The organism is Crenothrix polyspora (assembly GCF_900163755.1).
GTDB lineage: Bacteria > Pseudomonadota > Gammaproteobacteria > Methylococcales > Methylomonadaceae > Crenothrix > Crenothrix polyspora.
Window position 1 is genome coordinate 14,121 of sequence record NZ_FUKI01000148.1, and the last position, 13,589, is coordinate 27,709.

14 protein-coding genes are annotated in these 13,589 nt (G+C 41.5%); 3 read left to right on the plus strand and 11 right to left on the minus strand.

The genetic code is table 11. From position 1 onward, the window contains the following. The first annotated feature begins 64 nt into the window (after window positions 1-64). The 3 genes from CRENPOLYSF2_RS15200 to CRENPOLYSF2_RS15210 all read left to right on the plus strand — a co-directional run bounded on the left by CRENPOLYSF2_RS15200 (window position 65) and on the right by CRENPOLYSF2_RS15210 (window position 1,254). Entirely contained in the window at window positions 65-607 is a 543-nt protein-coding gene (locus CRENPOLYSF2_RS15200) for a L,D-transpeptidase family protein (RefSeq protein ID WP_087144801.1), read from the plus strand. Window positions 608-688: 81 nt separating this feature from the next. Next, entirely contained in the window at window positions 689-946 is a 258-nt protein-coding gene (locus CRENPOLYSF2_RS15205; protein ID WP_087144802.1) for an Lpp/OprI family alanine-zipper lipoprotein, read from the plus strand. Window positions 947-996: 50 nt separating this feature from the next. Beyond that, window positions 997-1,254 (plus strand): Lpp/OprI family alanine-zipper lipoprotein, encoded by a 258-nt coding sequence (locus CRENPOLYSF2_RS15210; RefSeq protein WP_087144803.1) that lies wholly within the window; start codon window positions 997-999, stop codon window positions 1,252-1,254. Between the two features lie 152 nt (window positions 1,255-1,406). Here CRENPOLYSF2_RS15210 and CRENPOLYSF2_RS15215 read toward each other — a convergent pair whose 3' ends face one another. The 11 genes from CRENPOLYSF2_RS15215 to CRENPOLYSF2_RS15265 form a co-directional block, all read right to left on the minus strand. Next, the gene (locus tag CRENPOLYSF2_RS15215; RefSeq protein ID WP_087144804.1) at window positions 1,407-2,204 is read right to left on the minus strand and encodes a TSUP family transporter; all 798 of its coding nucleotides are present in this window, start codon (window positions 2,202-2,204) and stop codon (window positions 1,407-1,409) included. Window positions 2,205-2,241: 37 nt separating this feature from the next. Then, on the minus strand, window positions 2,242-3,186 hold the full coding sequence (locus tag CRENPOLYSF2_RS15220; RefSeq protein WP_087144805.1) for a Gfo/Idh/MocA family protein: 945 nt from the start codon (window positions 3,184-3,186) through the stop codon (window positions 2,242-2,244). 245 nt (window positions 3,187-3,431) lie between these two features. Continuing rightward, a complete protein-coding gene (locus CRENPOLYSF2_RS15225; RefSeq protein WP_087144806.1) occupies window positions 3,432-6,245 on the minus strand; it encodes a bifunctional diguanylate cyclase/phosphodiesterase in 2,814 nt (937 codons plus the stop codon). A gap of 493 nt (window positions 6,246-6,738) precedes the next feature. Then, window positions 6,739-7,527 carry an acyl-ACP--UDP-N-acetylglucosamine O-acyltransferase gene (lpxA, locus tag CRENPOLYSF2_RS15230; protein ID WP_087144807.1) on the minus strand — a complete coding sequence of 263 codons (789 nt, stop codon included), beginning with the start codon at window positions 7,525-7,527 and terminating at the stop codon, window positions 6,739-6,741. A 7-nt stretch (window positions 7,528-7,534) separates the two neighbouring features. Next, window positions 7,535-8,419: a site-specific tyrosine recombinase XerD gene (xerD, locus tag CRENPOLYSF2_RS15235; protein WP_087144808.1), complete on the minus strand. Its 885-nt coding sequence runs from the start codon at window positions 8,417-8,419 to the stop codon at window positions 7,535-7,537. Between the two features lie 217 nt (window positions 8,420-8,636). Next, window positions 8,637-9,368, minus strand: coding sequence for a type III pantothenate kinase (locus CRENPOLYSF2_RS15240; RefSeq protein ID WP_087144809.1), 732 nt, complete (start codon window positions 9,366-9,368; stop codon window positions 8,637-8,639). Next, complete coding sequence (birA, locus tag CRENPOLYSF2_RS15245) at window positions 9,365-10,363, minus strand: bifunctional biotin--[acetyl-CoA-carboxylase] ligase/biotin operon repressor BirA (RefSeq protein ID WP_087144810.1); 999 nt, start codon at window positions 10,361-10,363, stop codon at window positions 9,365-9,367. The genes CRENPOLYSF2_RS15240 and birA overlap by 4 nt, the downstream gene beginning before the upstream one ends. A 173-nt stretch (window positions 10,364-10,536) precedes the next feature. Next, on the minus strand, window positions 10,537-11,112 hold the full coding sequence (locus CRENPOLYSF2_RS15250) for a hypothetical protein (RefSeq protein ID WP_087144811.1): 576 nt from the start codon (window positions 11,110-11,112) through the stop codon (window positions 10,537-10,539). Beyond that, entirely contained in the window at window positions 11,099-11,767 is a 669-nt protein-coding gene (locus CRENPOLYSF2_RS15255) for a Bax inhibitor-1/YccA family protein (RefSeq protein ID WP_087144829.1), read from the minus strand. The genes CRENPOLYSF2_RS15250 and CRENPOLYSF2_RS15255 overlap by 14 nt, the downstream gene beginning before the upstream one ends. Window positions 11,768-11,899: 132 nt before the next feature. Beyond that, window positions 11,900-12,790, minus strand: coding sequence for a hypothetical protein (locus CRENPOLYSF2_RS15260; RefSeq protein ID WP_087144812.1), 891 nt, complete (start codon window positions 12,788-12,790; stop codon window positions 11,900-11,902). A 39-nt stretch (window positions 12,791-12,829) separates the two neighbouring features. Further along, on the minus strand, window positions 12,830-13,363 hold the full coding sequence (locus CRENPOLYSF2_RS15265) for a hypothetical protein (RefSeq protein ID WP_087144813.1): 534 nt from the start codon (window positions 13,361-13,363) through the stop codon (window positions 12,830-12,832). Window positions 13,364-13,589 lie beyond the last annotated feature (226 nt).

Genomic DNA, 13,589 nt, shown 5'->3' on the forward strand with positions numbered 1-13,589 from the left:
AGTTGTGGTGATAAGTAATGGTGGAATAAAGTACACCAAAACCTTTAACGAGTGTATAGGATTTATGTTACGCATTTTTGTATTGTTATTTTGTAGTTTTTTTTCTTTTAATAGTTTTGCAGATAATAATATTTGGCTGTTGATAGACACTGCCGCCAGAAAGATTGAAATAAAAAAAGGTGAACGCACACTCGAAACATTGTATAAAATTGCGATAGGCAGAGGCGGTGCGGGATTTAAAACCCATCGTGGTGATAATATTACCCCAATGGGCAGTTACAAAATAGGCTGGATTGGTGAAAAAAGTGCTTTTAGGCGCTTTTTCGGTTTAAGCTACCCTTCTGTCGAAGATGCACAAAAAGCGTTGCGTAAAGGTATTATTAATCAATTCACCTACAATCGCATCGCCGATGCGCATTCCTATAACGGCGTGCCACCACAAAACACGCCACTAGGCGGGCAAATCGGTATTCATGGACTGGGCTCGGCTGATCCACACGTACATGAAATATTCGATTGGACACACGGCTGTATCGCTTTAACAAATGCTCAGATTGATCGCCTCTATGATTGGATTGATACAGGAACCGTGGTAAAGATAAAATAAGCTTTATAAAATATAAAAAAACAGTGCTATACTTAATTAAGTATGTCCTTTTGTAAAAAACGTCAGAAATAAGGAAAACACATGAAAAAGCTAATAAAATTGTCCCTGATTGGTATGGCTACTAGCTTGGTTGTAGGTTGTGCTACTAATTCAGATATCGAAAACCTACAATCACAAATTGATGGCTTAAAAACATCTGTTACTCAAGCGTCTGCTGATGCCTCTAGCGCACAAGCAGCAGCCTCTGAAGCGAAAGATGCGGCTAACCGTGCAGCGACAGCATCTGAAGAAGCTAATCGCAAATTGGACAGAATGTTTCAAAAAACAATGCAAAAATAACCAGCTTCTCCCTTTAATCAAACCCAAATCAAAATAGCAAGGAAAAAAACATGAAAACATTAGTAAAATTATCTATGATCGCTTTAGCTTCTAGTTTAGTTGTTGGTTGTGCCACTAACTCAGATATCGAAAATCTGCAATCACAAATTGACGGCTTAAAAACCTCTGTTACTCAAGCGTCTGCTGATGCTTCTAGCGCACAAGCAGCAGCTTCTGAAGCAAAAGATGCCGCTAACCGTGCTGCCTCTGCTTCTGAAGAAGCTAACCGTAAATTGGACAAAATGTTCGAACACACAATGCGCAAATAAAACGCATTAGCTGTTCGCATAACTAAAGCCCAGTTGCTCTGCTCTGGGCTTTTTTATTGGGCAACTCATCCTAAGTACTTGATAACATTTCTAAACAATTTTAGTATAATCTGGCCTATTACAATTAGCCCGTTTCTCCAACACAGTAGCTATCAAACAAAATGTAGCAGTAAACCTTTCATAACATCAAAACCGGTATTCAACTGCTTAAGCAACCCTAAATTGGCTAAACCTAAAGCACTCACCACAACCAAACCACCCCCCAAGCAACGCTTAAACACTAAATCATTACGCATAATAGCTGCATGCGCTTTTAAACCTAACAAATGCCCAATGGCCGCCACAGGAATCAAGCTCAGTGCCGCATAAAAATGCAATGTCACCGAAAGTGCAATAAATGTAGTCATTTTAATACTGACTAAAATGAACCATAGAAAAAATAGAGTATCACGCAGCTTTTCTTTACTGACATGGCGCATGTATACAGCAACCATCAACGGCGCACCAGTCAACGACGTGCCGGCAACATAACCCCCTATTATCAGTAACAGCTTATCAACCCACGTATGATGGCTTTCAATACTGCGATTAAATAACCACATAAAACCGTAAAACAAAGTAATTGAGTAAATAAAGCCATTCAACCATAAAATCGGTAAGTTAATCAGACCAAATACCCCCACAACCGCAGGTGGAATAATATAAACCGATGTCTGGCGCAAATAATGCCAATCGACATTATGCAAACGTGTACGTAACGTTAATCCAGAAAAAAACAGCAAATGCACACTGATGATGGGCAACCACAGGCGCGGATCATTTTGCACAAATAACAGCAGGGGCAAGCCTAAGGCCGCACCACCAAAGCCAAGCCCCGTACGGACAAAACCGGTCCAAACAAACAAACAAGCAACAACCAGCGTTTGGTAAAGTGTAAAATCAAGCAACATAGTATCGAAACAAATACAGATTTGTCGTCATTCGCTATTAGCTCACGCGGCTTTGGGCTAATAACTCACCTATTTTTATTGCCGTTGCTAGGGCGCGTCTTCCTGCAATCCCTGATACTAAGGGATTTTCACCCGTCGAAATACAGCTTACAAAATGTTGAATTTCCGCTAACAACGCATCACCGCTGTCAAATATCGTCTCTTCGGTTTCAATTTCTAAAATACCCGGAAACATTTCTTTGCTGCCAGTGCGATGCTTGGTTAACACCCGATTTTGAAAATCGACTGACACATAAGAAGACGGTCGAAATAAGCGCATTTTACGCTCTAACTTCATACTGATACGGCTGGCTGTAACATTAGCAACACAACCATTTTTAAACAATAATCGCACATTGGCAATATCTGTACCCTTTGTCAGCACCGGTGTGCCACTGGCATCAATACGCGCTATGTCCGAGTCAACCAATGCTAAAATAATATCAATATCGTGAATCATTAAATCCAACACCACACTGACATCATTCGCACGCGGATTAAACGGCGCTAAACGATGGGCTTCAATAAACAGCGGTTTTTCTTCTTGATCTAACCCCAACACAGCCGGATTAAAGCGCTCCAAATGCCCAACCTGTAAAACCAAATGCTTTGCCTGCGCTAAGGCAATCAGCTCATCGGCTTCTGCAACCGTCACGGTAATTGGTTTTTCAACCAGCACATGCGCACCAGCCATCAAAAAATCTTTGGCAACCTGATAATGCAAGGTAGTGGGCACAACAATACTGACCGCATCCACCTTGCCCAGTAACGCATGATAATCTGTCACCGCCATACACCTGTGTTTATCAGCAACCACTTTAGCCGCAACAATATCAATATCAACGACAGCAACGAGTTCACACGCCGGTATTAGCGCGTATTTTTCGGCATGAAATTTGCCCAAATAACCGCTGCCAATAACAGCACATTTTAATTTTTTCATGGGATGTAAGAGAATTTGTAAGTATGTCGTTTTTAATTAAACCTTAATAACCAAGCTAATACTGCCTTAGGAACGTGCATGAAATAACTTGAACAACTTAAACGCCACCACCGTTCGTGCTGAGCCTGTCGAAGCATGAACTTGCTTAAGTTATTTCGTGCGCGTTCCTTAGTCGACTTATTGTAAATAGTGCCTGTTGGCACAATAACACACTGCTTTAATTTTTAAGCGCAACCACCGTGACATCAATCCAGAGGCGCTGGCGCACCAATATAAAAACCTTGTACAAAATCAATACCAATTTCTTTAAGAATCTCCAAGGCTTCTTCGCTCTCAACCGATTCTGCTACAGTTTTTTTACCATAGGCTTGCGCCACACCCGACAAGGCTTTTACAAACACCTTGTCGTCATCGCTTTTATCTATTTTACGAATAAACGAGCCGTCAATTTTGACATAAGCAATCGGGAAGCGATTAAGGTAATACACTGATGAAAAACCCACGCCAAAATTATCAAACGCAATTAAACAGCCTAATTCATTGATCTGGGCAATTAAGCGATCCGCCGCCGCAAAGTTAGAAACAATCGCAGTTTCGGCAATTTCAAAAATAATTTTACCTGGATCAACATTACGATCCCGAATGAGCCAAGAAATGTCATCAAAAATAGTCACGTCGTTAAATAAACGCCCCGACAAATTGATGGTCAATTTATAATCTTTGCCTTGCTGATTTAACTCCATGTGTTTTTGCACCACTTTTTTCAATACCAGGCGATCTATTCTGCCGGCTAAACCCAATTCCTCGGCGTGATTAATAAAATCAGCCGGCATAATCAACTCCCCATCCTCTTTTTGCAAGCGAATCAGGCATTCAAAATGACTTATGACATTGCTTTTAAGATTGCGTATAGGCTGATAATATAAAATAAATTTATCATTGGCAATCGCGTCTTCAATGATTTCACGCCAGTGCAGCATTAAATTGAGCTTATCTTGGTAATCACTGTCAGGCGAAAAAATTCGGTATTGGCCATGCCCTGCGGCCTTGGCTTGATACATAGCACAATCGGCATTTTTAAGTAACTCGCTGGTGACTAAGCCATGCTCAGGAAAAATCGCCACCCCAATGCTGGCGGTCATTTTATACGTCTTACCAGCAATATAAATATCATGCGCCAACAACACACGATTAATTTTCTGCGCCATATGCTCAACACCATTTAAATCGGCATGCGGCATTATTAAGGCAAACTCATCACCACCAACACGCGATAATAAATCGGTCAGGCGCATTGCTTCTTTAAGCACCGTGGCAACTTGAGTTAACACCTTATCACCTGCCTCACGGCCTTCGGTATCATTAATCAGCTTAAATTTATCCAGATCCAAATAAAACAAAGCAATCTGATAACCGTAGCGCTTGGCAGAAGCCAATTCAAGCACAAAATCTTCTTCAAATTTCCGGCGATTACTAAGCCCAGTGACATAGTCGTAAGTCGCCATTTTCAAAAGTTTTTCTTGGGTAATTTTGCTAACACTGATATCAATACCCAAGGTTAATACCACTGCTTCATCAAGAGAACCATTCACTCTTACGATGGTATGCGACCACGAAGTTTCTTTTTGCTTACCTGCTTTGGTCATTAAAAAGCCACTTATCTGAAACTGCTCGTCGCCTTGACCCAATCGTAACTCATTTAATTTTTTTGAATGCTCACGATCAGTCTCCGGTAAAAAAACGTCAAATACCTTACCAACAATTGACAGTCTATCGGCTTCAAACCCATTAACACCGGCCTGATTAATACTCAAAATAATACCGTTTAATTTTTGCGTAACAATAATAACGGGCGCAACTTCAATAAGATGATGAATAAAATCACGTTCTTTGGCTAAATACTGACTTTTTTCCATCAACTCGCAGGTATTAGCGTGTACAGCTTGCTCAGAGTTTTTCAATTGCTTGACCACAGCTAATAGTGTGTGGTCAAGATTGGTCAGCTCGTCATGACCATAACGATTTTTATTACGTGTCAAGCGTTTGCTAAACGCATCATATTGATATTGCTGTAATAATGGAAAAGCCTCGGATACGTTATTTAATCGCCGTAACCAACCGCGCAGTACCCACATAACCAAAGCCAATAACACCGCTAAATCAAACACACCGTACAGCCAAATACGTAATGCCTCGTCTTGAAGGCGTTTAAAATCTGCACTGATATCGTCTATCAATAAAAAATATGCCGTGTTGGACAGATTTGCAGTATTTTGCTGCTGTACGGGGATTAAACTGACATCAAAGAAGCCACCCGACAATGCGATCATTTTGCGACGATTGATAAAGTTGCTAATAGGGTAATGTGTGGCAATAAACTCAAAAACAGGCAAATTATTTTCAGATAAATTTTCTGTGGCTACGGCGTAAGGCCAATGGTGATTTTTTGCGTAAACGGCATCAGTATTTGTCATCAGCATAGTCATATCTGAACCACTGCCGCGTTTGTAATCAGTGATAATATCAGCAAACGAACGTGCCGTACTCACAACGCCTGCCAGCGCTTGCGTACCGACTGGCGTTATCAGTTGCTGAAAGCAACTTTTCTTACAATACACCGTCTGTACTGCTGCTGATTTTTCTAATACCTCTTTAATTATCAGGTCTGGCACTGGAATCTGGCTACCCCATGACCTTACCGTACTACCTTGTTTATCGAAGAGCGTTATATTGTCTAATTGCCACTCCATTTGCCAAGGCAACCAATTTTTATCTATAACGGACACATTCGGCGGCTGGTCTTCTACTTTGTGATTTACCGAAGAGCCAACAGAGATAACCACGTCAGTAAAGTGACGCAAGGCTAAAAATGAATCTTCCGTTAAAATTTTAACCCGGCTGAGATGACTGCTTTGAATACGCTCTCGTTCAGCGAAAAAGCTATTTTTTGCATTAGCATACAAAGCATAAGAAAAAAAACTGTGCAATATAAAAAACACACCCCCTACCCACAGTGCCATTTTCCATTTTAAACTAAAAAGTGCTTGGTTCTTTTCCATTTATTTAATACTCAAAAAATTGCACGTCACACAATTTCCAATCCTTAATCATCCTTTGTTTTATAAAATCGGCCTCGGCTGCTCGTCTAAAAATACACCAGAAACCCACACTAATTTATGACAAAATATAATTCTCACAAGCAATATCGCCACATTAAATTACCTGTACACGCAGTGCTTAAAACCTAATTTAGCTTTATAGCGGCCACACGAACTTTTCCGGTATGAGACGATTTGGCGGCGGGGAGTTAAATTATTATTATCCTCCCTGTTCACGTTAGAGAGGCTGTTTTTTTAATGTAATGGTATTGACTGTCTAAATAGTATCTGTTCACTTCCCCCTTTGAAAAAGGGGGATTGAGGGGGATTTATTTAAAAAATCTCCCCTAACCCCCCTTTTTCAAAGAGGGGAACTGAATAATTACTCTAAATAGAGACGCTAACTGACAATTGAACTTACACAATCACGTCACACGGTAATTATACGGCTCTATTATGCTTGCTCGTGCGCGGCTGCTATAGCAACAAAACCATGCAAACCCCGCTTTGACTTAACCGCCAGCCAATTTTTTAAATAGTCAAGCTCCGCTGTTTCATCCAAATCATCCAGATTTTTTTTGTCTTTTAACCGCCTAAAGGCCTGAGACAACACCGCATAACGTGTACCCGTAATACCTGCACGCCGTAAACCTACGGTATTTAATTTATAGTGTCGCGCTGGGCGACCGCCAATTAACATAAACGGAATAACATCCATATTAAGCCCTGTTGTGCCCTGCACTATGGCAAATGCGCCCACTCTGCAAAATTGATGCACGACCACAGCACCGCCCATAAAAACATTATGACCAATATCAACAAAACCGCCGATAGCCACATTGTTAGCAAAAATAGTTTTGTCACCAATACGGCAATCATGCGCAACATGGCTGTTATTCATAAAATAACAATCACTGCCAATACGGGTTTCGCCATGTTCTTTAGAGGCGCGGTGCGCGGTAAAGCCTTCTCTAAACACATTATTATCACCACATACCAGCCATGACACAGTTGCTGAATTAAAACTGGTATCTTGCGGTAAACCACCCAGCACCGCATGAGGATGTAAAACATTAGCATTACCCATTTTCACATGGCTATGCACCACCGCATGAGCGCCCACCGTACAATTATCGCCCAGTATTGCACCCGCTTCGATCACAGCAAACGGCCCTACCGTGGTATTTTTCCCTAGCGAGACAGCGTCGCCTATATACGCGGTTGGGTGAATGTGCTGTAGCATATTGATTCTATCCTCTGGGATGATATTTTGCATGTAATTCTTTTAGACGTTCGCGGGCGATATGCGTGTAAATTTGTGTGGTGGATAAATTTGAATGCCCAAGCAACAACTGAACAACACGTAAGTCTGCACCATGATTAAGTAAATGCGTTGCAAACGCGTGTCTTAATGTGTGTGGTGATAAATCTTTCTGGATGTCAGATTTTTTAGCATAGCGTTTGATAATATGCCAGAAGGCTTGGCGTGTCATCGCAGTCGCACGGTTAGTGACAAACAAATAATCACTTTGTCGGCCATTCAAGAGCGTTTTTCGGGCATTATCGATATAGGTTTCTAACCAACTCATGGCTTCTTCGCCGATAGGCACTAAACGCTCTTTATCGCTCTTACCGGCAATCCTGACCCAACCTTGATTAAAATTAACCTGCTCAAACTTTAAATTAACCAGCTCCGATACCCGCAACCCTGTCGCATACAAAATTTCCAGCATGGTTTTATCACGGTAACCTAGTAAATCACTGATTTCAGGTGCAGACAGTAACAACTCAACGTCGTATTCAGATAACGCGATCGGCAACGTTTGTACTATCCGAGGAATCTCTATTAGCGCGGTGGGGTCAACGCTGATAAAACTTTCTCTGATGCAATAACCATAAAAGCGCCGCAGACTGGACAAAACACGGGCTAATGAGCGCTTACCCACACCTTCATTATGCCGATACGCCATAAAGTGTAAGATATGGGTTTTGTCGACTTCCAACAGCTTTCCGCCTGCTAACCAACCTGAATAAATATACAAATCACTGGCATAAGCCGACAAAGTATTTTTGCTTAAGCCCTGTTCTACCCAGATTGCATCTAAAAATTGTTTTATTAACTGCTCAGCGTCCATACTTATCGAATGTTAACACGATCAATTGTGTGCGTTTTGTCCATAAAACCCTTTAGTTTTAATTATCACTCACATTCTGGTAATTGATTCAATGCGACACATTTAAGCCACATACAGCGTTTTCAACTTAGGACAGTTACAGCCACCGTTCGTGCTGAGCTTGTCGAAGCACGAACGGCACACTTCGACAAGCTCAGTGCGAACGGTTACGCTGTAACTATTGAACTGTGAAAACGCTGTAACTTAATCCACGTAACACCAAATTGTCATCCACAATACACGCACACGCTAACTGTTCAGCAATGCGCGCGGCATCACCGCCAGTTAAAATCAGTTGTACAGGAAAAGATTGCAGGGCAATAACCCGCTCAATCAAACCACACGCTGCAAACAAAGTACCGCTGTCGATACCCGCCAAAGTATTATTCGACCATCCTGCTATATAATTTTGCTCACTGTAAGGCAATTGCTGCGTACCTGTTGATAGCGCTTGCTTCATCAGTGTCAAACCAGGACTGATCATACCACCCAGGTGCTGTCCATCAGCGTCTATTAAATCGACGGTAATAGCTGTACCACAATCCACTATACAAGCCGCTTGCTGATAAATATTTCGTACCGCAATTAACGCCAGCCAACGATCTACACCTAATTTTTCTGGCTGAGTATAACCATTACGCACACCACATTGCACGATTTGGGTTTGTGCAACAACAACACAACAAGTAGGCCATAAAAATTTCACCACAGAAACAATAAGCGCAAGCGTTTGTGGCGCATTAACACAGGAAACAGCAACAATCTGTGGTATGGGTAATACGTGCCATAGCTCAACCAGAACAGTAAAACTCAACTGACTGTTAAGTACGGCATCGGTTAATACAATACTGCCGTTATCCGACCAAGCCCATTTTAAGCGTGTATTACCACTGTCAATTAATAAACTCATACCGCCGCATTATTAAAACTGACTTCACCGGATGCGTAGCTCTGAATACGACCACCCAGATGCTCTAATAATAATAAACCATTATCATCAATGCCCTGCACAATGCCGTCAATAACTTGGTTACCAACAAACAAACGCGCGGCATTGCCTTTTAAAACATCGTATTGTCGCCATTCCTCCAAATACGTTTTAATGCCTGATTGCTCAAAATCAATAAGCACAGGAATAAGCTCATTTAACAAGCAGGCGGCCAAGGTATTACGACTAATTTTGCGCTGCCCCAGTATTTTGCTTAAATCAGTCCACGGTTGGTTAATTTTTTCTGCTTCAGAACCAGATAAAAACACATTAAGCCCAACGCCAATAACCGCCGCACACGGCCCTGCGGCTTCGCCAGAAACTTCAATCAAGATACCACCGAGTTTTTTGCCTTGATAGCACACATCATTTGGCCACTTAAGGCCAATATCTGGAATTTGCAAATGCTTTAATGCCCTGATTACTGCGACACCTATTGCCAAACTTAAGCCAGCAATTTCACCAAGACCATTGTGCGGGAATCGCCAAAGTATCGACAAATAAATATTACCGCCAAAAGGCGACACCCAATCACGGCCTCGCCTGCCCTTACCGGCTGTCTGATGCTCAGCAAAACAAGCGCTACCTGAAGCCGCACCGTGCAGAGATTTTTGCACTAAATAACTGTTAGTAGAATCGAGTTGATCGTGAATTTCAAACAACACATGACTGGCGCGGCTAAAGTCATTTAAAGCAGCGCTAATTTTGGCATGGTTTAATAATTCCAAACGTCGTTCTAAACGATAGCCTCTACCGCTCACGCCAGTATAGTGTAGACCTAGCTCAGCTAAGCCACTGAGTTGTTTCCAGATTGCTGAGCGACTTAAACCCAACGCCTCGGCCAATTCTTCACCGGAATGAAACTCACCATCCGCGACTAAAACCAGTAATTTTTTTTGCTTATCGGTAATAGCCACACACAGCTCCGGTAAAAATCAAATACATACCTACTTTATAGCACAGGATTTGCAAGCCTTTACTAACTCATGACGATATTAACACAAAGCTGAAGGACGGCTACCCGCTTATATCCCCGTTCTGAACGACGGGGTTTTACGCATTAAATGATAAAGCTTTGATTGTATCGTAATCAATTGGTTTTTTTCGCGGCGTGAGACTTCTCCAAAGACTGATTTAAATCTTCTAACTGGCGCTTTAATTGGTCGCCAAAACTTTCCAAACCTTTTTCAATTAACGGCATTTGTTGCTGTAACTGTTCACCAAAACTTTCACCGATATTTTGTAACTCGTTAACAATACTCTGAAAAGGTAGCATAGAAATATTCATGCGGGTTTGCTGATAATCAACTTTCCAGCCATCATCTTGTTTGAGTAACGCGGTATTAAATGAAACTTTTTTATCGTTTTGGGTTAATAAGGTAACCACTGTCGCACTGTCGCCATCCAGCGTCATCGCTCCCACTTGCACAGCGGCGTATTTTCTACCCTGATCTGCCATTAATGATGCTTGGCTGTCTTTGGTTGCTTGGTTTTGAGCTGCGGGTAGATTGCCAGCAATAACCGCCTGCCAAAACGCTGCGGCCACTTTATCAGGCGCTGTTTCTACACTTGCCTGGCAAGCCGCCAATAAAAACACCACACCGGCCAGCCTAATCAATGAGATCAGGCTGGTAACGCGCACAACCGACGATTTAATCGTCGCCACCAAAAATGCCCAGTATTTGTAACAAGCTAAGGAACAAGTTGTAAATAGAAACATACAAAGACACCGTCGCTAATATGTAATTGGTTTCGCCGCCGTGAATAATTTCACTGGTTTGAAACAAAATCATGCCCGACATCAGCAAGATAAACATGGCTGAAACAGCCAACGATAAACCGGGCACTGAGAACACCATTGCACCAATACCGGCTAAAAATGCCACCAATATACCCACCATCAAAAAACCGCCCATAAAGCTAAAATCTTTACGGGTAGTGAGTGCATAAGCCGAAAGCCCAACAAAAATAACGCCGGTACCGCCTAACGCAGTCATCACTAATTGATGGCCATTACTAAACGCTTGCACATACATGTTGATAATAGGCCCTAAGGTTAAGCCCATAAAGCCGGTTAAGGCAAAAATAGACACCAATCCCCAAGCGCTATTTCTGAGTTTTGTGGTTAAAAACAACAAACCAAAATACATAACCATAGTAATAATCATGCCAGGATGCGGCATATTCATCGTCATGGCAAGACCTGCTGTCATGGCACTGAACAGCAAAGTCAGTGCCAGCAACAAATAAGTGTTTTTTAACATTTTATTGGTGGCCAGAACCTCTGTATCCGACCGAGTTACTGCTGTATTCGCATTCATTTTAAACGCACTCCTTAAGTTAATAACACCGCTAAGACACACATGTTCAGTGCCTACCATAAAAATCAAGGCCTCCAGCACAACACAAGTAAGCCTCAAACAAAGCTAAACTATAAATCTGAAAAAAAATTATTACAACCGATTAATTTTATTGACCGGTTTTGTTTTATTAGAACAGCCCGCCATTGCGCTTATAAAGCTATCAAAGGGCGCTTCATAACGCGGAGTTTTACGTCTGTCATAAGGCGCAAACTCATGCAAATGATCAGGGTAAAGCTGCCAGTATTCATCACCTTCCCTATCGGGTGTATCTGAACACACAATGAGGGGTTTAATACCAAATGTATCTACAATTTTTTGAAAAGCAGGCAAAAATTTTGTTAAAGTAAAATCCATCTCACTGCCTGACAACACAAATGTCTCAAAAAGAATGGCATGTTTTAATAAAAGCTTTAAGTTTGCCAAGTACAAACCTGCTGTTTTAGAGCTGTGCCGTATAATCCAGTCTGAATTATCAGCTATATTATCGGCACTTAACTGAGGAAACTCTTGAAGTAATAAATTATGATGAAATTTCACCAGTGATTGCCCCCTGAGCGTTTGGCATTCGCTTAATGGCCGTCCGTTGCATTCATTAAAATTAATAATGGTACTGTAACGTATTTTTTGGCCACCGTGACGACCGATACCCCCAAAAAAGCCCATTCGCCCTAACGCATGCTTGCAATCATTGTCTGCACTGAACTTGTCCTCCTGAAACGTCAAAATAAGCAAGCTTAACTGATGCTTGTCACACAGCGCCACAACACGACGCATTTCAAAATTAGGCGTAGCAACTTGACGCAACATAATGGCAGTACGAGGCCGATATAAAACCTCAGGCACATCAAAATCAAATAATTCTGAATGCTTTTGTTTTTGTCTAGCATCCAGCAATTGTATGGCTTCTTCAATAGGTGTATAGATATACTGACGCAGAGCATCATGGTCATGCTGTTGTTCTAAATAATCGGATAGGGGCATTAATATTCCTAATTTAACAATTCCGAACCGTCCATGATCTTACGAAGGATAAAAATACATAATTAAATCTATACGCATACTCAACCACTGCCACAAGCTGGCGATACCGTTTCCAAGCAGCGCACAAACGCAAATCCAATACCCATTACTGATCAGTACGCTGTACAAAAAGATACGCCAGTCCTGTGCAGTAAGACCATTAAAACGCCCCTTACGAAAGTAAGCTGTGGTAATAAAGGGATCAGAAAATACACATAAAAAAATAAATACTGCTTTTCGTTTTTTGCTGATCCGACAAAATAACCGACCCAGCAAGCTGTTAGGTTGCTTTGCTAAAAAAGCATTCAAAACGCCCGCCCCTACCCAGTCTATTTGCATTTTTTCATAAAACCGCAACGTTAAGGCGCACTGAATTAAAGAAAATAACGCCATAACACCGCCGCCCAGCACTACGCCCCAAGTGAAGACGGCATAAACATAAATAACATGATCTAACACCCAATTAAAAGCTGCGTACAACAAATGGCCTAAACCAATGCTTGCAAAACGCTTGTAACGACTTTGTAACGTCATCGACAACAAAAGTACGCCTGTACATTAAATAAGAAGACACCCAGACAATGTGGGATTGGAGCGTTTTCGGTAAACATGTTGAACCGTGAGAAGCATATCTGAGCAAACGAATTTTTATCAAAAAAGCAGCTTAAATAAACAACCCGCTTTAATTAAAATTCGTTATTTTCAATCTAACTACTTTGTTTTTACGAAAAAAAGTATAGGCTACGCTTTTATTTTGTCT

Coding starts and splice junctions, on each gene's coding strand:
- CRENPOLYSF2_RS15210 (WP_087144803.1), top strand. CDS start 997: ATGAAAACATTAGTAAAATTATCTATGATCGCTTTAGCTTCTAGTTTA.
- CRENPOLYSF2_RS15215 (WP_087144804.1), bottom strand. CDS start 2,204: ATGTTGCTTGATTTTACACTTTACCAAACGCTGGTTGTTGCTTGTTTG.
- CRENPOLYSF2_RS15255 (WP_087144829.1), bottom strand. CDS start 11,767: ATGAATGCGAATACAGCAGTAACTCGGTCGGATACAGAGGTTCTGGCC.
- CRENPOLYSF2_RS15265 (WP_087144813.1), bottom strand. CDS start 13,363: ATGACGTTACAAAGTCGTTACAAGCGTTTTGCAAGCATTGGTTTAGGC.
- lpxA (WP_087144807.1), bottom strand. CDS start 7,527: ATGCTACAGCACATTCACCCAACCGCGTATATAGGCGACGCTGTCTCG.
- CRENPOLYSF2_RS15260 (WP_087144812.1), bottom strand. CDS start 12,790: ATGCCCCTATCCGATTATTTAGAACAACAGCATGACCATGATGCTCTG.
- CRENPOLYSF2_RS15225 (WP_087144806.1), bottom strand. CDS start 6,245: ATGGAAAAGAACCAAGCACTTTTTAGTTTAAAATGGAAAATGGCACTG.
- xerD (WP_087144808.1), bottom strand. CDS start 8,419: ATGGACGCTGAGCAGTTAATAAAACAATTTTTAGATGCAATCTGGGTA.
- CRENPOLYSF2_RS15200 (WP_087144801.1), top strand. CDS start 65: ATGTTACGCATTTTTGTATTGTTATTTTGTAGTTTTTTTTCTTTTAAT.
- CRENPOLYSF2_RS15220 (WP_087144805.1), bottom strand. CDS start 3,186: ATGAAAAAATTAAAATGTGCTGTTATTGGCAGCGGTTATTTGGGCAAA.
- CRENPOLYSF2_RS15240 (WP_087144809.1), bottom strand. CDS start 9,368: ATGAGTTTATTAATTGACAGTGGTAATACACGCTTAAAATGGGCTTGG.
- CRENPOLYSF2_RS15205 (WP_087144802.1), top strand. CDS start 689: ATGAAAAAGCTAATAAAATTGTCCCTGATTGGTATGGCTACTAGCTTG.